This window comes from Sorangium sp. So ce128 (genome assembly GCF_051525245.1).
Classification (GTDB): Bacteria; Myxococcota_A; Polyangia; order Polyangiales; family Polyangiaceae; genus Sorangium; species Sorangium cellulosum_B.
On record NZ_CP150313.1, the window covers coordinates 3,525,205 to 3,544,894 of the forward strand.

Annotated in this window: 16 protein-coding genes; 11 read left to right on the forward strand and 5 right to left on the reverse strand. The window is 71.9% G+C overall.

The window, feature by feature from the left end; genetic code table 11:
• Positions 1–4: 4 nt before the first annotated feature.
• A complete protein-coding gene (locus WME82_RS13755; RefSeq protein WP_438043215.1) occupies positions 5–1,342 on the reverse strand; it encodes a porin in 1,338 nt (445 codons plus the stop codon).
• A gap of 211 nt (positions 1,343–1,553) precedes the next feature.
• Here WME82_RS13755 and WME82_RS13760 point away from each other — a divergent pair, with 211 nt between their 5' ends.
• The 4 genes from WME82_RS13760 (at position 1,554) to WME82_RS13775 (ending at position 8,132) form a co-directional block, all read left to right on the forward strand.
• Complete coding sequence (locus WME82_RS13760) at positions 1,554–3,230, forward strand: hypothetical protein (protein WP_438043216.1); 1,677 nt, start codon at positions 1,554–1,556, stop codon at positions 3,228–3,230.
• 231 nt (positions 3,231–3,461) lie between these two features.
• Positions 3,462–5,522 (forward strand): MopE-related protein, encoded by a 2,061-nt coding sequence (locus tag WME82_RS13765; RefSeq protein ID WP_438043217.1) that lies wholly within the window; start codon positions 3,462–3,464, stop codon positions 5,520–5,522.
• A 269-nt stretch (positions 5,523–5,791) separates the two neighbouring features.
• The gene (locus WME82_RS13770; protein ID WP_438043218.1) at positions 5,792–6,427 is read left to right on the forward strand and encodes a hypothetical protein; all 636 of its coding nucleotides are present in this window, start codon (positions 5,792–5,794) and stop codon (positions 6,425–6,427) included.
• Positions 6,428–6,974: 547 nt separating this feature from the next.
• Positions 6,975–8,132 (forward strand): helix-turn-helix transcriptional regulator, encoded by a 1,158-nt coding sequence (locus WME82_RS13775; RefSeq protein WP_438043219.1) that lies wholly within the window; start codon positions 6,975–6,977, stop codon positions 8,130–8,132.
• Positions 8,133–8,186: 54 nt separating this feature from the next.
• Here WME82_RS13775 and WME82_RS13780 read toward each other — a convergent pair whose 3' ends face one another.
• Together WME82_RS13780 and WME82_RS13785 are read right to left on the reverse strand one after the other, a co-directional pair.
• Positions 8,187–9,572, reverse strand: a complete 1,386-nt coding sequence (locus WME82_RS13780) for a KamA family radical SAM protein (protein WP_437871264.1) — start codon at positions 9,570–9,572, stop codon at positions 8,187–8,189.
• 231 nt (positions 9,573–9,803) lie between these two features.
• Positions 9,804–10,508 carry a transglycosylase SLT domain-containing protein gene (locus WME82_RS13785; RefSeq protein WP_437745905.1) on the reverse strand — a complete coding sequence of 235 codons (705 nt, stop codon included), beginning with the start codon at positions 10,506–10,508 and terminating at the stop codon, positions 9,804–9,806.
• Positions 10,509–10,715: 207 nt separating this feature from the next.
• Between WME82_RS13785 and WME82_RS13790 the strand changes: the two genes are divergently transcribed.
• Positions 10,716–11,201: a hypothetical protein gene (locus WME82_RS13790; RefSeq protein WP_438043220.1), complete on the forward strand. Its 486-nt coding sequence runs from the start codon at positions 10,716–10,718 to the stop codon at positions 11,199–11,201.
• A 64-nt stretch (positions 11,202–11,265) separates the two neighbouring features.
• Here the strand turns inward: WME82_RS13790 and WME82_RS13795 are convergent, their stop codons facing one another.
• On the reverse strand, positions 11,266–12,279 hold the full coding sequence (locus tag WME82_RS13795) for a CPBP family glutamic-type intramembrane protease (RefSeq protein WP_438043221.1): 1,014 nt from the start codon (positions 12,277–12,279) through the stop codon (positions 11,266–11,268).
• Between the two features lie 207 nt (positions 12,280–12,486).
• Between WME82_RS13795 and WME82_RS13800 the strand changes: the two genes are divergently transcribed.
• From WME82_RS13800 to WME82_RS13810, 3 genes are all read left to right on the forward strand, one after another.
• Positions 12,487–12,855: a hypothetical protein gene (locus WME82_RS13800; RefSeq protein WP_012235084.1), complete on the forward strand. Its 369-nt coding sequence runs from the start codon at positions 12,487–12,489 to the stop codon at positions 12,853–12,855.
• 228 nt (positions 12,856–13,083) lie between these two features.
• Positions 13,084–15,027 carry a biosynthetic arginine decarboxylase gene (gene speA, locus WME82_RS13805; RefSeq protein ID WP_438043222.1) on the forward strand — a complete coding sequence of 648 codons (1,944 nt, stop codon included), beginning with the start codon at positions 13,084–13,086 and terminating at the stop codon, positions 15,025–15,027.
• Entirely contained in the window at positions 15,024–15,755 is a 732-nt protein-coding gene (locus tag WME82_RS13810) for a heme exporter protein CcmB (protein ID WP_437745909.1), read from the forward strand. Before speA ends, WME82_RS13810 begins: the two co-directional genes overlap by 4 nt.
• A 40-nt stretch (positions 15,756–15,795) precedes the next feature.
• Here WME82_RS13810 and WME82_RS13815 read toward each other — a convergent pair whose 3' ends face one another.
• Positions 15,796–17,070: a (2Fe-2S)-binding protein gene (locus WME82_RS13815; protein ID WP_438043223.1), complete on the reverse strand. Its 1,275-nt coding sequence runs from the start codon at positions 17,068–17,070 to the stop codon at positions 15,796–15,798.
• Positions 17,071–17,366: 296 nt separating this feature from the next.
• Between WME82_RS13815 and WME82_RS13820 the strand changes: the two genes are divergently transcribed.
• The 3 genes from WME82_RS13820 to WME82_RS13830 are packed head-to-tail and all read left to right on the forward strand — an operon-like array spanning position 17,367 to position 19,505.
• Entirely contained in the window at positions 17,367–17,984 is a 618-nt protein-coding gene (locus tag WME82_RS13820) for a hypothetical protein (protein WP_231864811.1), read from the forward strand.
• A complete protein-coding gene (gene nadD, locus WME82_RS13825) occupies positions 17,968–18,630 on the forward strand; it encodes a nicotinate (nicotinamide) nucleotide adenylyltransferase (RefSeq protein WP_437871269.1) in 663 nt (220 codons plus the stop codon). The genes WME82_RS13820 and nadD overlap by 17 nt, the downstream gene beginning before the upstream one ends.
• A 5-nt stretch (positions 18,631–18,635) precedes the next feature.
• Entirely contained in the window at positions 18,636–19,505 is an 870-nt protein-coding gene (locus WME82_RS13830; protein WP_438044889.1) for a DUF2520 domain-containing protein, read from the forward strand.
• Positions 19,506–19,690 lie beyond the last annotated feature (185 nt).

Here is a 19,690-nt window from a genome sequence, read left to right on the forward strand (position 1 = left end):
TCTCCTACAGCGAGAGCTGGAGTTGCAGGAGGAGCACGTCGTTCGAGCTCGACAGCCCGCCGAGCTCCTCCCGGTGCGTGTATTCGAGCTGCGCCTTCACCAGATCGTCGTACGCGTGGTAGCTCGCGCCGCCGGTGAGCACGAGGTTGTCCCCTTCATCGTCGATATCCAGGTTGGGGTCGATCCACTCCGCGCGACCCGAGACACCGAGCTTCCGGGCGATGAGCATGTAGCCTGCCTCGAAGACGAGCGCGAGCGACGAGACCGAGGTGATCTGCGCGATCGGCTGGGTGGGCACCGCCTTGGGGCTCGCCCCGGTCCAGAGCACCTCGCCGAGCGCGTGAAGCCCCGCGGCGTGCATCAGGACATCGGCGCTCGCGCCGTAGAGCGTGCGCGCGCCGCCGTCGCTGAAGAAGCCGTCGGCGCCGACCCCGAGGCGGAAGGGCGAGCGGGCGACGTCCTGGAGCGTACGGCCGAGCGGGCCCCGCGGCTCGGTGGCGACCCGGCCGGCGACGGCGATCCCCTCGAAGCGGTTGCCGAGGGGAGCGAGGCTCTCGGAGGGACCTGCGTAGAACTGATCCGAGCGCTGGAAGGCGTTGTAGACGCCCGCGTGACAGCTGAAGGCGCGGTCCTGGAAGTGCCCTTCGGCCTGGATCCCGACCTGCGTGAACGGGGCGATCGCGCGGACGGCGAGCGGCCGCTCGGCGAGGGCGCCGTCGCCGGCGCCGGTCATCGCCGAGCGAGAGAAGGGCACGGTGCGCGCGCCCGCGATCACCTCGAGCGCGCGCGCCGCCGTGACGCCGGCCCACGCCTCGTGGATGCGCGCCGTCCCCTCGTCGTCCCCGGCGAGCTCCGTCGAGATGGCGAACCGCACGAGCCCCGCGACGTCGCCGCGCAGCCCGGCGCGGACCCGGCGCAGCCGGAAGCCGGGCTGCTCGGCGCTGTCGCCGGCCTGGCCCAGCGCGTCGTCGCCCACGTAGGGCGCGGCTTGCAGCGCGAGCAGCGCGATCGGCGCGATCTCGAGCGGCCCGAGCGCGACCCGCACCCGCTCCCGGAAGCCCGGCGGCAAGAGGTCGCCGCGGTCGCCGCTCGCGGGCGCCGGAGAGGCGGGCGCTGGCGCCTCGCGCGGCCGCGGCTCCCGCGCAGGCGCGCTCGGCCGAGCGGCCGGCGCCGCTGCGCCTCCCGGCTCGGCGGCCGCCTCGACCCCTTCTGCCTGCGCGTCGCCAGGGCTCGCGACCGCGGCGGCGGGCTCCTCTGCCGCGGGCCCGGGCTCCTGCGCGCGCGGCGTGGCGGCGGCGAGCAGGACTGCGGCGCCGCCTGCGACGCGAGCGAGGTGCCTCATGGATTCGGGTCTCCTGGAGGGCTGCGTGGAGCGCCCCGTGCCGCTCCGGCTGGCCAGTGGTCGTCACCTCGTGCCGTGTCCACCCGGCGAGGTGCCCGGGAAACTAGAGGAAGACACGCGGCGCTGCAATCCGCGCGGCGCGCTGTGCTAACGCTCGCGGCCTACCCGCTCCTCGCGCAGCAGCGGAGAGAAGGGGAGCGCCACACTTCTCATGGAAATGCCCGGTTCGAGCCCGTCCGACAGCGATCCCACGCCCCGGGCCAGCGCGTCCGCCGCCCCGCCGCCTCCATCTCCCGGCGCGGAGGCGCCTCCCGCGGTCGGGAGCGGGAATCGCTGGCCCTGCGACAGGGCGTTCATCGCGACGTTCGTGCTCCTCGCCGTCGCAGCCATCGTGCCGATATGGCGGGTGCGGTTCCTGCCGCTGCTCGATCTGCCGAACCACCTCGCGGCCGTCCATATCTGGCACAGCTTCGATGAGCCGTGGACGCGCTTCAGGGACTTCTACGAGCTCAGCCTCCGTCCGGCCCCCTACGGCGCCTATCACATCCTGACGCACGTGATCGCCTATGGCGTCGGCCTCGAGAACGCGAATCGCGTCGTGCTCTCCGGGTATGTGCTCGCCATCCCCGCGGCGGCGCTCGGCTGGGCGCGCCGGACGCGGCGCAGCCCCTGGCTCTCGGTCCTCACCTTCCCGCTGGCCTTCACCCTCTCCTGGGCGTGCGGCTTCCTGCCGTTCCTCGTCGGCGTCGCGCTGCTGCTCGCCGGCGTGCTCGCGCTCGACGCCTACCTCGATCGGCCGAGCCCCTTGCGCGGGGCTGCCGTCGCGCTGCTCAGCGTCGGCTGCGGCCTCAGCCATCCGCTGATCCTCTTCGGCTTTTACGTCTGCGTCGCCGTGCTGATGCTCTGCCACCTGCCCCGGTGGTCGCGGATCGCCGTCGCGCTGCCGCTCTTCGCGCCCGCCGTCGCGCTCGTCCTGTGGCAGCTCGTCGCCTTCAAGAGCCCCATGGTCGATCTGCGGAGCGGCCCGCGGTTCCAGGGCGTCTGGGTGCCATGGCACGAGATGCTCCGATCGTTCCCCGAGTACACGCTCGACTCGGTATCGGGCGATCTCGACACCCGGCTCTTCTGGGTGCTCCTCGCGGTGGCGTCGCTGCTGGGCCTCTCTGGCGTCGCGCGCATCGCCCGGCGCTTCCTCCTTGGCCGCGGCCTTCCCGCGCGCGAGCCAGCCGCGCCTGCCGGCCCGCTTCTCGACCGGCTGCACCGCCATCGCTCTCTCGCCCTCTGCGCTGCGATGGCGATCTGCTATTTTCTCGTGCCGCTGCACCTGGCTCGCCCCTTCGACTGGTGGTTCGTGAGCGGGCGCTTCTCGCCGTTCATCTGCTTCTTCGGCTTCCTGGCCATCACGGCGCCGCTCCAGGGCCGCTCGCGCCTCCTGATGGCCCCCGCCGTGGCGGCCGCGCTCGTGCTGCCGCTCCACCTCTCGGAGAAATACGCGCGCTTCGACGAGCGCGTCGCGCCGTTCGCCCGGATGGTGGCGCGCATCCCGCCGGGCGCCGAGGTCCTCTTCTTGACGCTGCCTCCACGGACCGATGAATCGTTGATCATCGAGGGCACGAACCACTTCTCCTCGTGGGTGCAGATCATGCACGGGGGCTTCAGCGCGGACGGCTGGCACAACGTGGGTTTCCCCTTCACGCTGAAGCGTCGCCTCCCCGCGCCGCCGTCGAACCGCGGTGAGTGGTTCAAGCCGGATGTCCATGGCGTCGCGTACGATTACGTGATCCTCCGGAACGAGCGGCCGGATAAGCCGGTGTTCACCGCGGCGCACCCCTCGTTTCGCCGGATCGAGCGCGATGGCGCCTTCACGCTCTACGAGCACACGCGTTGAGCGACGCCCCGGTCGCACCTCCGCTCGGCGCGGCCGAGCGCGCCGCTGTCGTGTGTCGCGCGTCGCGAAGCGCGCCGTGGTCGCAGGGGGCGCGTCGATGACGTGACGTTCAGGCGAGACGCCTCATCCCCGCCGATCTGCCGTCGTTCCAGGCACCGACCGGGTAGTCTACGATCCTTGCGGTCGGCCACCCCTCGGGTGCGTCGCGCCGAGGAGGGGAGCCGCTTGCCGATGTCGACCAGAACCCGCGCAGTCCGTCGCCGCCCGCTGGCCTGGAGCGGAGGGCTTGCCGCCGTGGTCGGGCTCGCGCTGGCGTCCGGCGTGGCGCCGTCCTGCGCCGGCGCGGCAGGCCCCGACACCCCGCGAGGCGCCGGAGGCGAGGGCGCTTCCGGCTGTCCGGCCGATTGCGCCGCGGACCCGAGCGCCCCGCTGTGCGACCGGGAGACGGGCGACTGCGTGGCCTGTCTGCCTGGCCCTCTGGCGTGCCCGCCCGGTCAGGTTTGTGATCCCGAGGCGAAGCGCTGCCTTTCGGGCTGTGAAGACGAGTCCGACTGCGCAGCTCCGCTCACCTGCGATCCAGCGAAGCACGCCTGTGTTGCCTGTATCGTCGACGGCGACTGTCCCCCGGGCGCGCTGTGCACCGGAGAGGGCGAGTGCGTTCAGGGCTGCTCGGCGGCGCACCCGTGTGAGAGCGGCGCGGCATGCTGCGATGGTGTCTGTCGGGATCTCTTGACGGACGCGCTGAGCTGCGGCGCCTGCGGTCGCGCCTGTCCGGAGCTCTCGCACGCCGGGATCGCCTGCGCCTCGGGAGCGTGCGCGCTCACCGACTGCGAGGACGGGTTCCTCGACTGCAACCACGACCCGGCGGACGGGTGCGAGCACGACGAAGCAGAGCGCGGGCCCTGCTCGTGCACGCCGGGCGACACGAGGGTGTGTTACGAGGGATCGCCGGGTACCGAAGGGGTCGCTCCCTGCGCCCCCGGGGTCTCCACCTGCAGGCCGAGCGGCCTCTCGTGGGGGCCATGCCTCCACCAGGTGCTGCCGGCGCTCGACGTGTGCGCCGACGATGTCGACAACGACTGCGACGGTGCCGTCGACAACCCACCCGATCAGGACGGCGACGGGTGGACGATCTGCGACGGCGATTGCTGCGACTCCCCGTCGGACGGGTGCGGCACCCCGGCCCTCGTGAACCGCGGAGCGTTCGAGGTGGCGGGCAACGGGATCGACGACGACTGCGACGGCGTGGCAGACAACACCGCGCCTTGCGACGCCGGGCTCACGAGCGACTCGCCGACCGCGCTCGACTATGCGAAGGCGATCGACCTCTGCGTCACCACGACGGCGAGCCCACCGTCGCGCTCGCAGCGCACGTGGGGTGTCCTCTCCGCGAGCTTCCACCGCGCCGACGGCGCAAGCGCGCCGGCCGCGGCCCAGCGATCGATCCGCCAGGGCTTCGGGTCCGGCATCACGCCGCTCCGGGGCGCGCGGCTCGCGGTGCTCTCGACCGGCGTCGCCGCGGCCGAGGCGGCGCCGAACAACACGAGGCCGAGCTTCGCCCCGTTCCAGGGCGGTCAGGACATGGGGACGTCGAGCAGGGTGCCCGCGGACTGGCTCGACGCGAACGGCGACAACCTCCCGAACGCGCCCGGGTGCCCTGACCCGCAGGGCGGCGCGACGGCCTTCGATCCCGTGATGCTGAAGCTGCGCGTCCGCGTGCCGACGAACGCGAGCGCGTTCAGCGTCTCGACGTTCTTCCTCTCGTCCGAGTATCCGGAGTGGGTGTGCAGCCGGTTCAACGACTTCTTTCTGGCGCTCCTCGACTCGACGTTCGAGCCCTTTCCAGGCGAGGCGGCGAACCCTGCGGACGGGAACCTCGCCTTCTATGACCCGCCGCCCGCGGGGGCGCCGGTCTACCCGCTGGGCACGAACCTCGCGTTCGGCGACACCGGGCTCTTCACCCAGTGCGTGAACGGGCCGACCGGGTGCGGCGGCGGCGCCACCCCCGGAACGACGACCACCTGCACGAGCATCACCCAGCTCCGCGGGACGGGGTTCGATGCCACGAGGCCGCCCGCCCAGGTCGGCGGTGACCCTGGCTGGTGCGGATCGAGCGAGCTCGCGGGCGGCGGGACCGGATGGCTGGTCATGAACGGCAATGTCACCCCGGGTGAGATCATGGAGCTGCGCTTCGTACTTTGGGACACCGGCGATCCCTGGAACGATTCCGTGGCCCTCCTCGACAACTTCCAGTGGTCGACGTTTGCCTCGACGCCCGGCACGCGGGAGTGAAGCGCTGCGCAGGGCGGTAGGGCAGGCGCCGCTCCGGGGCACGTCGGGGCGCGGCGCCCGATCACCCGATGGGGGGGCCTCGGCGGCGCCCCTGGCGAGGGCGCTGTGGGGACGCGGCGCTTCGAGGAATGGCGCCCCGACCGAGGCGCGCGACCGCAGCGGACGGACGGCGACCCGATTACACTGCGCGGCGCACAGAGGACCGCGGCACGCATCCCTCGGCCTCGCGCTCGTCAGGAGCGCTTCCGTTCATCACCCAAGGAGACTGCATGAGGAGAACGATCACGCCGCTCGCGCTGTTGCTCGCGAGCCTGTCTTTCGCCACGCTCGGCTGCGATAGCAAGGGGAGCGACGCGACGGCCCCCGGAGCGGTGGCCGAGGGCAAGCCGACCGAGAGCGCCGCCCCTGCGGCGACGACGGCCGCGCCGGCGGCGACGGCGGCCGTGCCGGCCGCGGCGACCGCCGAGCCGACGGCCGCTGCGTCGGCCGCGCCGGCGGAGACGGCCGTGGCGACCGCCGCGCCGGCGGAGACGGCCGCGCCGAAGGCGACGGCCGTTGCGTCTGCCGCCGCGGCCGCGGGACCAGCGTCGACCGGCGCCGCGCAGGCGGGCGAGAAGAAGTTCGAGTGCGGGGCGAAGGGCCAGAAGATGTGCCCAATGCAGGCCTGGATGAAGAGCACGATGGCCTCCGCGACCTCGAGCGGCGACGCCGCGAAGATCGCGACGGCGCTGCAGTACGTGGCCGGCAAGCCGCCGCCCGGCATGGGCAGCTGGGTGGCGATCACGAAGGCTGGCATCGCCAAGGCGAAGGCCGGCGACGTCGACGGCGCGAAGGCGAGCTGCAAGCAGTGCCACGACCTCTACAAGGAGCAGTACAAGAAGACGATGCGCGATCGTCCCTGGTGAGCCGCCCGCCGGCGGCACGGCGGATCCGCTCCGGTTCACGCCGCTCGCCGCTGCGTCCCCGCGGCTCACCGCGGCGAAATTCCCGTAACCCAGCGACATTTTCGCGGGCTCACGGCGCCGTGGCGAGCGCTGAGCGCCGCTTCCTGGAGCGCCGCGAGCGGCGAGCGTCGCCGCCGCGCGCCCGGCCGGCGATCGCTGCTCGGTCGGCAGGGCGCGGGACAAACATCTTGGACGGGAGGGGGTGATGCGATAGAGCGCTGAGCTGATGGCGCGCGCTGTTCGCACAGGCCCTGGGGGTGCCCATGCGCCTGCCACCTCGTCGTCTACTACCCGCGCGCGAGGGGCCGGCAAATCGAGCGGGGCAGCGGCTGCTCCGCGCCCGCGCGCCGGCCAGACCGCCGACCCGTTCTCGAGCGGCGCGACGCCACCCTCGAAGCCGCGCGCGGGCGCGGCGCCGCGGCTCACCGGGGACGAAGCGGCCCTCGACGTCCGATCGAGCACGGCGGCTCCGAGCGTGCGCCCTCCAGCGGCCCCGTCCGCGCCGAGCGTGCGCCCTCCAGCGGGCCCTCCGCGGGCGGACGCGGGTGCTCCTGCGGCCGCCTCGAAGAGGCCTCCTCCGCCGGACGACGACGACGACGACGACGAGGACGACGCGCGGGGCGGCGCGCAGCGCGGCCGGCCGCGCGGCCCGTTCACGCAGCACCGGCGGCTCGACTCGCTGCGCAGCCTGCTGCAGAAGCACCCTGCCGGCCTGACGATCTACGATCTCGCGCGCGAGCTCAACGTCACGCCGCGCTCGCTCCGGCGCTACCTTGTCGAGGTCAAGCGCGAGCTCGATCTCGTGTCGGTCGCCACGCGCCCCGGGGGCCCTCGCCTCTGGCGGCTGTCTCCGAGCGAGGCGCCCCGGCGCGTCGAGGTGCGGCGGACGCAGGCGTACGCCCTGCTCGCCGCCCGCCGGCTGTTCGAGCCGATGCGCGGCTCGACCCTGTTCGAGGAGATCGACCTCGCTGCGCAGCGCCTCCTCGGCGTCGCGCGCAGGCCCGGGCGCGGGCCGAACGCCGGCGTCGCCGACGCGCGGCTGGAGGAGCGCTTCCTCTATCTCCCGTTCGCCCCGAAGGACTACGCCGCGCGCACCGAGGAGCTCGACGACCTGTTCCAGTCCGTCGCCGACCTGCGCCCCCTGCGGTGCCGCTACCGCCGCTCGCGGGACGGGCGCGAGGAGCGGGTGCTCATCCACCCGTACGCGCTCGTCCTCTACAAGGACGCGATCTACTGCGTGGGCCTCCACGTGGGGCGCGGCGAGGTGCGCACGTTCCTGCTCGATCGCATGCGCGACACGGAGTGCGCGGTCACCGAGCGGTTCGAGCTGCCCCCGGATTTCTCCATCGACGACTACTTCCAGGGCCAGTTTGGCATCTGGCGCGGGGGCGAGCCCCGGCGCGTCGTGATCGACTTCGACGAGCGCGTCACCGAGTTCGTGCGGACGCGCAAGGTGCATCCGTCTCAGGAGATCACTCCGCTGTCCGGCGGCGGCGTGCGGCTCACGATGCTCATCGGCGACATGACGGAGCTCGCGACGTGGGTCCTCGGCTTCGGCGAGACCGCGCGCGTCGTCGAGCCGCCCGACCTCGTGGACCGCGTGAAGCGTGAGCTCGCCGGCGCGCTCGCTCGCTACGAGGAGCCGCCGTCGCCGGCCGAGGCCTAGCTCCGCAGTCCAGCGATCCCGGGTGGGATCCCTGACCCGCGGAGCTGGCCCGCCTCAGCGCGAGGCCTGGAGCGCCTCGTCGATCATCTTCTGGTGCTCCGCCGGGTCCGCCCAGCGGGCGCGCCCCTCGGCCGGCAGCTGATCGATCGGATCGAAGTACGTGTACCGCTGCCCCGGCTTGACGCTCGGCGCCTCGAACACCGAGATCCCGGTCGTGCGGTCGTAGTGCTCGAACGAGTGCGCGTCGCGCTTGCCTCCGCCGCCGGGCGCGTCGACGACGAACGTCGGCGTGTTGAACCCGGCGGTCGAGCCGCGCACGTACTTCTCGATCGTGAGCCCGGTCGCCAGCGTGGTCCGGAGGTCCTCCACGCCGCGGACGAGGTCGTGGATGTAGACGTAGTAGGGGTGCACGTGCACGTGCCCCAGGCGCTTCACGAGCAGCTTCATCGTCTCGGGCGTGTCGTTCACCCCGCGCTGCAGCACGGACTGGTTCCTGACCGTGATCCCCCGCTCGAAGAGCTTGTTCATCGCGTCGCGGGTGACGCCCGTGATCTCGTTCGGGTGGTTGAAGTGCGTGTGGATCACGACCTCCTTGTGCAGCTTCCGGCCGAGCTCGACCGTGCGCGTGACCGCGTCGATCCACTCGTCGTCGGTCAGGATCTTCTGCGGCATCACGGCCGGGCCCTTCGTGGCGAGGCGGATGCGCTGGATGTTCGGCATCCTGAGCAGCGTCTCGCCGATCGCGCCGAGCTGCTCCGGCCGCAGGTTGTACGCGTCTCCGCCGGAGACGACGATGTCCTCCAGCTCGGGGCGCGACGCGATGTACGCGTACGCTCGCTTCCAGCGCTCCTCGTCGACCTTGAAGTGCGTCTTCTCGACCTCCTCCGTGTCGATGCCCACCGCGTAGCTGCGCGTACAGAAGCGGCAGTACACGGGGCACGTGTCGAGCGGCAGGAAGAGCGCCTTGTCGGCGTACCGGTGCGTCAGCCCGGGGACGGGCGCGTCCGCGCGCTCGTGCAGCGAGTCGAGCCCGAGCTTCGGGTGATCCGGCAGGAAGCGCGAGGCCAGCGGGATGAACTGCGTACGGAGCGGATCGCCGTACGGATCGTTCCAGTCGATCAGAGAGAGCATGTACGGCGAGACCCGGACGCTCATCGGCGCGCGCGCGAAGCCCTCGGTCGCGTCCCGGATGAAGTCGTCCGACACCATCCCGCGCAGCGTGTCGAGCAGCTTGTCGGGGCGGGTGATCGACTTCTTCGCCTGCCACCGGTGGTCCATGAACTGCTCGTCGGTCACGTCGGCGTAGGCCGGGATCCTCCGGAAATCGGGCAGCTCGAGCAGGTTCGCGTGCTGGAGGGACGCCGGGTCCACCGGCGGCTTGAGGGGCGCGATGTCGTGGCTTCGCTTGCTGAGTTCGATGAGGCTCGAGGTGGTCGTCATGTCGTGGACCCTTGCTCGCGCGGAGCAAAGAGAGCGTCGAGGGATGGCCGCGTGCCTGCGCCTACGCGTCTCGGGGCCTGCCCGGGAGAGGCTGCGGCAGCGGTTCCTGGGAGCGTAGCATCGCGGTACCCCGGTCGGGGGCGATGTGCGCCGCTTGTCGCCGAGCGGCGCCTCCGGCGGGCGGGCGGGGGGTTGGCGAGCGCGCTCGCGGTTGGCGGGCGCGCGAGCCGGTCAGGGTTCGATCGACGCGACCGTGGTGTCGCGGGTGGTGCGGTAGCGCGCGTAGTAGGTCCGGACGCGCGTCACGTAGGCCTGGGTCTCTTCGTACGGCGGGATGCCGCCGTGCCTCATGACCGCCCCTTCACCGGCGTTGTAGCCGGCGATGGTGAGATCGAGATCTCCGTTGAAGAGGTTGGCCAGGATGCGCAGGTACCGCGTTCCACCGAAGATGTTCTCTCGCGCGTCGAACGCGTCGCGCACCTGCATGCGGAGCGCGGTCTCTGGCATCAGCTGCATCAGCCCCTGCGCGCCGACGGGCGAGACGGCCCGTGGATCGTAGTCGCTCTCGCACTTGATCACCGCGCGGACGAGCTCCTCGGGGATCTGATAGAGCGCGGCGGCCTGCCGGATCCACGCGTCGTAGCGGCTGAAGCGCTCGAGCGATTTGTCGCTCGGCGCGACGGGCGTCACCCCCGCGCGCGTCGTCGAGGAGCGGCGCCCGTCGCCCTTGATGTACAGCTTGAACCGCGCGTCGCCGGTGGGGCGGTTCGCGAAGTGCACCGTTCCATCCGCGTCGGTGTACGTGAAGATGTCGGCGAGCGCGCTGCCCGGGTGCAGCGCGAGGACGGCGAGCCCGAGCGCGGCGGCGAGGGCGCGCAGGGGCACGCGAAGGGAAGGCCCGGAGGTCGACGGGGCAGGCATCTCTCGGTTCAGCATAGGTTGCGATCGTCCGCTCGCGCAAACCGCACCGTATCGGCGGAAATCGTGCCAGTGGAATCGGAGGAAGCTGAATTGGAGAGCAACGCTTCGGGCACGCGCCGTCATTCCGAGGACGCCGTCGTGAGGCGATCCGGCGCGCCGCCCCCCCGTCGTGGAAGCTCGGTCTGGTGAGCACGTCCCGGGCGCTGTAGTAAGGCGGGCGCCATGGAGATCGGCTGGCGGCATGTGCTCGCGGGGGTTGCGGCCCTCTTCATCCTGTTCCTCGTCGTCAAGATGCGCCCTGCCCGGCGGCGCCGGGACGCGCTGAGCGCCGAGGTGCAGGCCGCGCGGGAGCGCGCGCGGCGCGCGGCGACCCCGCGCGAGCGGGCCGAGGCCCTGTGCGACGCTGGCGTACAGGCGATGCACGGCGGCCGCCGCGTGACAGCGGCCGTGGGGTTCTTCGTGCGCGCGATGCGCGCCGACCCGACCTCGGCTCGGGTCATCGAGCTCGCGAGCGGCGCGCTGGCCAGGCGCAAACCTCGGCTCCTCGAGAAGATCCTCTGGCGGAGGCTCGCGGTGCTCCCCTGGGACGGCGAGCACCGCGACGCGGTGCGCGCGGCCGCGGGCGGGCTGGAGGCGCTCTACCGGCGCGGGATCCGTGACCGAAGCCGGGCGGAGATCATGCGCAAGCTGACCCGGGCGCTCGGCTGAGCCAGGGCGCGAGGGCGCGTCATCGGGCGCGCCGCCGGCCGGCCGGCGAAGACGTCAGAAGACGTCACGTCCCCCAGAACGATCGCGGCAGCGCGCCGCGGTTCGACAGCGCGACGAGGTCCATGAGCAGCGCGATCGTGACGTGGACCAGGAAGCCCGAGTAGATGCTCTTCGTGCGCATCGCGAGCGAGCCGAGCGCGATCCCGGCGACCACGGCGCCGGCCGCCTCCAGGTACGGCTTGCCGAAGTGGATCATGCAGTAGGGGACGATCATCGCGAAGATCGCGCCGGAGCCCAGCGTGTGCCGCAGGCCGGCGAGCCAGAAGCCGCGGAAGAAGATCTCCAGCGCGAAGAACTGGGCGAAATACATCGTCTCCCAGGCGATGAGGTCGAACCAGGAGCGGGAGGACTGCTTGTAGAACGGGTAATAGGTCCCGAAGTCGGGCGCGCTCGCGACGACGAACACCGCCGGGACGACGACGGCGAGGCAGAGCAGGTAGATCCACGCGTGCTTCGCGAGCCCCCGGACGCGCAGCCCCATGTCGAGCAGGCTGTCCTTCGGGAAGCAGGCCTTCCACGCGACCATCGGGATGGCGACGTACCCGAAGACGCGGGTGAACGACCACCAGACGTAGCTGTAGAGCTCGTCGTAGCGGCGGATCGAGATGGGCAGCAGCGTCCCGCCCGGCGAGAGCGCCTGAGCGAGCTCGAGCTCGCGCAGCCACGGCCGGATGTGCTCGTCGTAGACGGCGCGGCCGCCGTAGTACTGCTGCAGCATGAGCACGACGGCGGTGATGGTGAACAGGACCGCGGGGCGGCGGTCGTAGCCGCCGGCGGCGAGGGTGCGCCGCTGGTGCTCGTGGGCCTCGACGTCGAGCTCCCGCCAGGTGCGCCGGAAGAAGAGCCAGAGGACGGGCGCGAGCGCGATGTACGCGACGACCGGGAACAGGGCCTTGAGGACGGTGCTCCCCAGGGCCGACGAGGGCCCGGCGAGGCGGGAGCTGACGTCCGAGAGGGGCGGCTGCAGCGGCCGGAGCCGGTCGACGTGCGCCACGAGCCAGCTCCCCAGGTTGAGCATCGGCGCGCCGTGTACCACGATCCGCGGCCCAGCACAGCGGCGACACTCGGGCGACGCGGGATCTCGACCGCCGCCGGCGCCGCCCCTCCGCAGCGCGGCCTTGCGGCGCCCTGCCCTGCTCTGCTAGATCGCGCCCCTCTTCAAAGCCGCGCGAGTCATCTCGCGCATGTCCGGCGCAGGCCTCGCCTGCCCGTGGGAGTCTCAGCAATGGCCAGCAAAAATCCGCTTGCGATCGTGAAGGAGCGCTTCGGCGACAAGGCGAAGCTCGTCGAGGCCGTGAAAGGGTTCGCGACCGAGGACCTCTGGCTCGGGCGCGTCAGCTCCGATCGGGGCGGCACGAAGGGCCTGGATCACGTCTCGAACGCCAAGCTCCTCCGCCTCCACGCGACGTTCAGCGTTGTAAAGGAGAAGTTCGGGACGCGGGCGAAGCTCATCGACGAGACGTTGACCGTCCTGAACCGGTCGAAGGACCAGGGGTACAGGAAGCGCCTCGAGGCGTACCCCGTCCCGCGCCTCTATGATCTCTACCAGTCGGCCTCGAAGCGGGCGAAGGCGGCCTCGAAGGCCCAGGCCTGAGCGCGCGCTGCTCGGAGCCCCCTCCCGCCGGTTGTGACCGGGCTGCCTGCCCTTGAAGGTCAGGCGTTCCTATCGTAATGAGCCGCGTCGCCAGCGCGCGGCATCCAGCCGTCCTGCGTCGGACCGACGATCTGACGTCCCCCTGATGAGCCAGAAGCCCCCTCGTGGGGGCCCTCCCAGAGAAGGTGTGGGTGCCGCCGGCCGCGGCCCCCGCCAAGGAGAACGACCGTGAGCAGCGCGCACGAGACCGAGACCGACGTCTGGACGACCGAAGACGCCAAGTCGCTCTACATGATCGACCGCTGGGGTCGTGGCTACTTCGACGTGAGCCCGGACGGCAACCTCACGGTCGCGCCGCTCCAGGAGCGCGGCAGCAAGATCGCGATCCGCGACGTCGTCGACGCGGCGCTCGAGCAAGGGCTCCGCACGCCGCTGCTCATCCGCTTTCAGGATCTCCTCCATCACCGGGTGCGGGCGCTCAACGAGGCCTTCAACAGGGCGATCGCCGAGAGCAAGTTCCGCGGGACCTACCGCGGCGTGTTCCCGATCAAGGTGAACCAGCTCCGGGAGGTCGTGGAGGAGATCCTCGACGCGGGAAAGACCTACCACTACGGCGTCGAGGTCGGCTCCAAGCCCGAGGTGTTCGCCGGCCTGTCGGTCCATACCGACCCCGAGTCGCTGATCGTCTGCAACGGCTACAAGGACGAGAACTTCATCCGGACGGCGCTGATCGGGCGCAAGCTCGGCAAGAAGGTGATCCTCATCGCGGAGAAGCTCTCCGAGGTGCGCATGATCACCCGCGTCGCCAAGGAGATGAACGTCGAGCCGATGATCGGGCTCAGGGTGCGGCTGCTCACCGAGGGGGCGGGCAAGTGGAAGACCTCGGGCGGAGAGAACGCGAAGTTCGGGCTCTCCACGGCGGAGATCCTCGCGGCGAGCAGGATCATGGACGAGGCGGGCATGAGCGCCTCGTTCAAGCTCCTCCACTTCCATATCGGCTCGCAGGTGCCGGACATCCTGATCATCAAGCGCGCCGTGCGCGAGGCGACGCGGTACTACGCGAAGCTCCGCAAGATGGGGCAGCGCATCGAGTACATCGACGTCGGCGGCGGGCTCGCCATCGACTACGACGGCTCGCGCTCGACCTTCCACTCCTCGATGAATTACTCGGTCGAGGAGTACGCGCGCGACATCGTGCACAACATCGCCGACATCTGCGACGAGGAGCGGGTGCCTCACCCCAACATCGTCTCCGAGTCCGGGCGAGCGATCGTCGCGCACCACTCGGTGCTGGTCGTCCAGGCGTTCGGCTCGATCGAGAAGACGCCGATGTCGCCGATCGACATCCAGACCGAGGAGCACAAGCTCATCCAGAACCTCCTCTACATCAAGGACAACATCTCCGGGCCGAACCTCGGCGAGTCGTGGCACGACCTCCTCCAGATCAAGGAGGAGGCGCAGAAGATGTTCGAGCTCGGCCTCCTCAACCTCGACGTGAAGGCCCGGGTCGAGATCCTCTTCTGGGAGATCGCCGAGGCCATGCAGAAGATCGCGTCGTCGCTCGAGCCGGAGGAGGTGCCGGACGATCTCGGCGAGCTCCGCAAGCAGCTCGCCGACCAGTACATCTGCAACTTCTCGGTGTTCCAGTCGCTGCTCGATCACTGGGCGCTCGGCGCGCTCTTCCCGATCGTGCCGATCCACCGGCTGAACGAGCGCCCCGCGGTCGACAGCACGCTCGTCGACATCACCTGCGACTCCGACGGCAAGGTGAGCAAGTTCATCGATCTCAACGACGTGAAGGACACGCTCCCGCTGCACCCGATCTCGGGCGACCAGCCGTACTACGTCGGCATCTTCCTGACCGGCGCGTACCAGGACATCATGGGCGACATCCACAACCTCTTCGGCCGGGTCAACGAGGTGCACGTCTTCCTCGATGAGGACGAGGAGAGCGGGTACTACATCGAGGAGACGATCGCCGGGAACAAGATCCACGAGGTGCTGGCGCTGACCCAGTACGACAACCGCGATCTCGTGGGGAAGGTGAAGGCCCAGGTGGACGGCGCGATCAAGCAGGACCTGCTCAAGCCGACGGAGGGCATGCGCCTCCTCGCCGACTACGAGCGAGGGCTCAAGGACCAGACGTACCTGAGCCTCACCTCCGCGCCGTGATCTCGGAGAGCACGGCGCCCACGGTCCGCGCGTCGCTCCCCCGGCGCCGGCCCGGCTGGGCGCGCCAGGCGGCGCTCGTCGCGCGGAAGGACCTCGCGATCGAGCTCGCCACGGGCGAGATCGTCACCACGAGCGGGTTCTTCGCGGTGCTCGTCGCCGTGATCGCGTCGCTCGCGTTCTACGCGGGCCAGGACGCGGCCGAGCGGGTCGCGCCCGGGGTCATCTGGGTGAGCGTGGCGTTCGCGTCGGTGCTCGCGCTGAGCCGCACGTGGCAGCGGGAGCGCGAGGACGGCGCGCTCTCGGGCCTGCTCGTGCTGCCCATCGCGAGGAGCGCGCTCTTCGCCGGCAAGGCGCTCGGGCTCTGCGCGTTCGTGATCGCGGTCGAGGTGATCATCATCCCGGTCGCGGCGCTCCTCTTCGCGGTGGATCTCGTGAAGACGGGCCCGGGGCTCGCGCTCTTCTGCCTCGCGGCGACGCCGGGCATCGCCGCGAGCGGCACCCTCTTCGGGGCCATGACCGTGCGCACCCGCGCCCGCGACCTCGTGCTCGCGAGCGTGCTCTTCCCGCTGCTCGCGCCCACATTGCTCGCCGCGGTCGCCGGGACGAGGGAGCTCTTCGGCGGCGCGACGATCGGCGAGCTCACCGACTACGTGGCGCTCATGGGCGTGTTCGACGTCGTGTTCCTCGCGGGCGGGCTCGGCCTCTTCGATCTGATCATCGAGGGCTGAGCCGCCGCGCGGGTCGATCTCGACGCGCGCGCCCGCAGGCTCACGCGGGCGCGCCGCGCGCCGCGAGCACGTCGTCGGCGAGGGTCGTCGCCGCCCGCTCGATGCCGGCGAGATCGAGCGAGGCGCCGGTGCACTCGCCGATCGCCCACAGGCCGTCACCGGCCTTGCCGCGCGCGTCGACCTGCACCGCGTACCCCGCGCGCGGGTGGATCTCGACGCGCGCGCCCGCCTGCGCGGCGACCTCGAACGCGGGCGCGGCCGGCGCGTCCACCGCGACGGCCACGACCCGGACGTCGCCCGTCGGGCTGTCGGGGGCGAACGGCGCGTCGCGCACCGTGACGCTCTTCACCTGCGAGATCCCGTTCACCGCGGCGAGCGCGGCGAGCGGGATCCGGACCGCGAGGCGGTCGCCGAGGGCGCTCGCGAGCTCGTCGGCCCAGAGGCCCTCGCCCGCGAGCGCGACGGGGCCGGTCGGCTCGACGCCGCACGCGAGGAGCCGGCAGAACGCGCGCGCCGAGAAGACCCCGGGCAGATCGTTGTTCGGGAACGCCGCGACGCCGTCGTGCGCCCCGGTGGCGAAGACCTTGGCGGGCGCCCTGATCACGGTCGCGCCCGCGTCGCCGGCGACCAGGAGCTCGCCGAGGTAAACGCCTGCGGCCACGTGACGGCGGAGCACGCGGACGCCGTCGAGCGGGTATCGCGCGAGGAGCTCCGCCGCGCGGCGCGGCGCGCCGGCGAGCGACCCGCCGGGGGCGAGCCCGTCGTCGACCAGCGCCACGCGGAGGCCGCGCGCCGAGAGCGCCGACGCAGCCGCCACGCCTGCGGGCCCGGCGCCGATCACGGCCGCGTCCACGTCGAGCCGCGCGGCGCGCTCGGGGGGGAGCGGCGCGCTCGGCAGCTGCCCGAGCCCCGCCAGCTTGCGCGCGATCGACTGCATGACCCCGGACAGGCCGGGGACGCCGGCCATCAGGTGGTGGTGGTCGATCCCCTGCGGGAAGAACCAGTCGGTCACCTGGAGCAGGTCGGCCTGCCGCGAGCCCACGACGTTCTGCACCTCGATGCGCTCTCCACCGGCCGCCGGTCGCAGGCAGGTCATCACGTTGGGCACGCCATCGACCCGCGCGAGGCAGCCGTCGCAGCCTCCGCGCAGGCAGGTCGGCGCCCTGGGACGGTGCAGCTTCGGGCTCCGCGCGAGCGTCACGCGCCCGGAGGCGATCAGCGCCACGGCCAGGGGCTCGCCCCGCTCCGCCGGGACGTCCGCCCCGTCGAGGGTGATGGTGACCGGATGCTGGAGCGCGCGAGCTCGCCGAAACATGGGCGGACGCTAGCAGACGCGCGCCGCGCCGGCAGAGGAGGGCGCGGGAGCAAGCAGGAGGAGAGAGACGGAGAGAGGCCGGAGCAGGGAAAGACAGACGATCGCCGGCGGCAGGAGCCCGACGCGCGGAGGCGCGCAATCACGGGAGGCGCGGGAGGCACGGGAGGCGCGGACGGCGCGGGAATCATGGGAGGCAAAGGGAGGCAATGGGAGGCAGCCGAGGCGCGGGTAGCGCGCAGAGCGGGCGGAGTGGAGAAGGTGCCCTCACCTTCGCGCGGTGATCTATGCTGTGTCCGATGCGCCTCGGCGTCCTCGGCCCTGCTCAGGGTGATCTGCCCGCGCTCGCTCGCGGCGCGCAGCACCTGCTCGACGAAGGCCACGCCGAGCGGGTCATCTACGTCGCCGAGGACGACGCGCTCGACCGGGTCGTCGTGGGCTGGGCGCAGCGCCTGGTCGGCGCGGACCCCACCGAGGGCGCGCTGTTCGATCGGGCCGCTCGGTGCGCCGCCGCGACGCCGGACCAGATCGACGCCTTCGTGGCGTCCGAGCGCGCTCGGCTGCGCCTCCGGGTGCTGATGAGCCTGCCGTCGGGGCGGCGCACCATCGAGATCCTGGACGGGCGCGTCGCGCTCTTCGTGTTCGACAAGGCGGCGCTCGACGAGGAGGACATCGTGGCGGCGTCGCTCCTCGTCTTCGGCAAGAGCCCGGAGCCGCTCATCAAGAAGGTCGGCTCGCGGACGTTCTTCTCTCCGGGGCCGATCGGCTCCGACGGCGGCACGGCGCTCCTCGACGACGGGCAGGGCGGCGTGCGGATCGAGGTGATGAACGCGAGCGGCGCGGTGACGGCGCGCGAGATCGTGGGCCCGTCCGCCGCCGGCCCCAGGCTGAGGGTTCAAGGTGGCTCGCACGGTTGATGCGCCCGCCCGCGCCCCGGCCGCGCGCGCGCCCGAGGCGCGCCGCGTCGCCATCTTCGGGGGCAGCTTCAACCCGCCCCACGTCGCGCATGTCCTCGCGGCCACCTACGCGATCTCCATCGCGCCGATCGACGAGGTGCTCGTCGTCCCTGTCTACCGCCACCCCTTCTCGAAGGAGCTCGTGCCGTTCGAGCATCGTCTGGCGATGTGCCACCTCGCGCTCGGGTGGCTCCCGGGCGTGTCGGTGTCGCCCGTCGAGCGCGATCTCGGCGGCGAGAGCCTCACGCTGCGCACGCTGGAGCACCTCGCCGCGGCGCACTCGGACTGGGCGATGCGCCTGCTCGTGGGCGCCGACGTGCTCCCCGATCTACCGAGGTGGCACCGCTTCGACCGCATCGAGCAGCTCGCCCCGCCGATCGTCCTCGGCCGCTCCGGCGTCGTCGCGCCCGCCGCGGAGCGCCTCGATGCGGAGCCGGCCGATGATCGTCCTCACCTGCGCCCCGCTGACGTGGAGCTCCCTCGGATCTCGAGCAGCGACATCCGCCGGGCGCTCGCGGCGGGCGATCTCGAGGCCGTCCACCAGCGCGTGCCGCGCGCCGTGCTGGACTACGTGCTCGCGCACCGCCTTTACGGGAGCGGCCCGTGAGCGAGATGGACAGCACGCGCCCGTCGCCGGTGCACCCGGAGGACAACGCCCTCCTGGAGGTGTTCATCTATGGCGGCGGCAAGGTGGGCCGCGGGCTCGCGCGCGCGATCCGCGACGCGGGGCTACGAGTGACCCTCCGGCCGGCCCGGGACGGCCTGCCGTCGGAGCGCATCGAGGCGAACTTCGTGATCCTCGCCGTGCGCGATCGGGATATCGCGCCGTGCGCCGAGGCGCTGCGCGACCGCGGGCTCGTCGGCCACAGGGACGTCGCCGTGGTGCACTGCGCCGGCGCGCTCGGCCCGGAGGCGCTCGCGGCGGCGCGAGGCGGCCGCGTCTCGGTCGCGCAGATGCACCCGATGATCTCGTTCGCCTCGCCCTCGTTCGCGCCCTTCCTCGAGCGTGGCCAGCTCCACATCGACGGCGATCCGACCGCCGTGCGCGCCGCTCGCTCGCTCGGGGTGTGCCTCGGCATGACGCCGCGCACGTTCTCCGGCCTCGACCGCGTCGCCTACCACGCGGCGGCGGGCCTGGTCGCCAACGGCGCTGCCGCGCTCGCCGCCGCCGGCGTCGACCTGCTCGAGCGCGCGGGCATCGATCGGAGGACGGCGGCCGAGATGCTCGGCCCGCTGCTCCGAACGGTCGCGGACAACGTCGAGGTCCTCGGCGTGCCCGACGCGCTGACGGGGCCTGTGCGCCGCGGCGACGCGGCCGGCGTCGCGCGGCACCTCGAAGCGCTCTGTCGGCTCGCGCCGCACCTCGTACCGTTCTACGTCGCCGCCGCGGCGACGCAGCTCCCGCTGGCCCGCGTCCTGGGCGAAGCACCCGCGGATGCGTTCGACGCCATCCAGCGGGTCCTGGACGGAGCAGGGCAATAAGACTGTAATTTTATTATGGTGAGGTAGGCGCCTCATTATATTCAACGGCGGGATCCATTGATGCGAGGTCCGGCGGAGAGGTACGCTTTTGTTGCCTTGGGATCCGTTGCCGCAGCCTGCGTTCCTTCTGTCATCACGAGCGACTCCGGGGGGTTCCGGGCGCTCGATGAGCGCGTCCGTGATGC

Bases quoted from the DNA above. Each gene is read 5' to 3' on its own strand.
- WME82_RS13830 (WP_438044889.1), top strand. From the start codon at position 18,636: ATGGACAGCACGCGCCCGTCGCCGGTGCACCCGGAGGACAACGCCCTC.
- WME82_RS13790 (WP_438043220.1), top strand. From the start codon at position 10,716: ATGGAGATCGGCTGGCGGCATGTGCTCGCGGGGGTTGCGGCCCTCTTC.
- WME82_RS13785 (WP_437745905.1), bottom strand. From the start codon at position 10,508: ATGCTGAACCGAGAGATGCCTGCCCCGTCGACCTCCGGGCCTTCCCTT.
- WME82_RS13795 (WP_438043221.1), bottom strand. From the start codon at position 12,279: ATGCTCAACCTGGGGAGCTGGCTCGTGGCGCACGTCGACCGGCTCCGG.
- WME82_RS13820 (WP_231864811.1), top strand. From the start codon at position 17,367: ATGCGCCTCGGCGTCCTCGGCCCTGCTCAGGGTGATCTGCCCGCGCTC.
- WME82_RS13760 (WP_438043216.1), top strand. From the start codon at position 1,554: ATGGAAATGCCCGGTTCGAGCCCGTCCGACAGCGATCCCACGCCCCGG.
- WME82_RS13765 (WP_438043217.1), top strand. From the start codon at position 3,462: ATGTCGACCAGAACCCGCGCAGTCCGTCGCCGCCCGCTGGCCTGGAGC.
- WME82_RS13770 (WP_438043218.1), top strand. From the start codon at position 5,792: ATGAGGAGAACGATCACGCCGCTCGCGCTGTTGCTCGCGAGCCTGTCT.
- WME82_RS13815 (WP_438043223.1), bottom strand. From the start codon at position 17,070: ATGTTTCGGCGAGCTCGCGCGCTCCAGCATCCGGTCACCATCACCCTC.
- WME82_RS13800 (WP_012235084.1), top strand. From the start codon at position 12,487: ATGGCCAGCAAAAATCCGCTTGCGATCGTGAAGGAGCGCTTCGGCGAC.
- WME82_RS13780 (WP_437871264.1), bottom strand. From the start codon at position 9,572: ATGACGACCACCTCGAGCCTCATCGAACTCAGCAAGCGAAGCCACGAC.
- WME82_RS13755 (WP_438043215.1), bottom strand. From the start codon at position 1,342: ATGAGGCACCTCGCTCGCGTCGCAGGCGGCGCCGCAGTCCTGCTCGCC.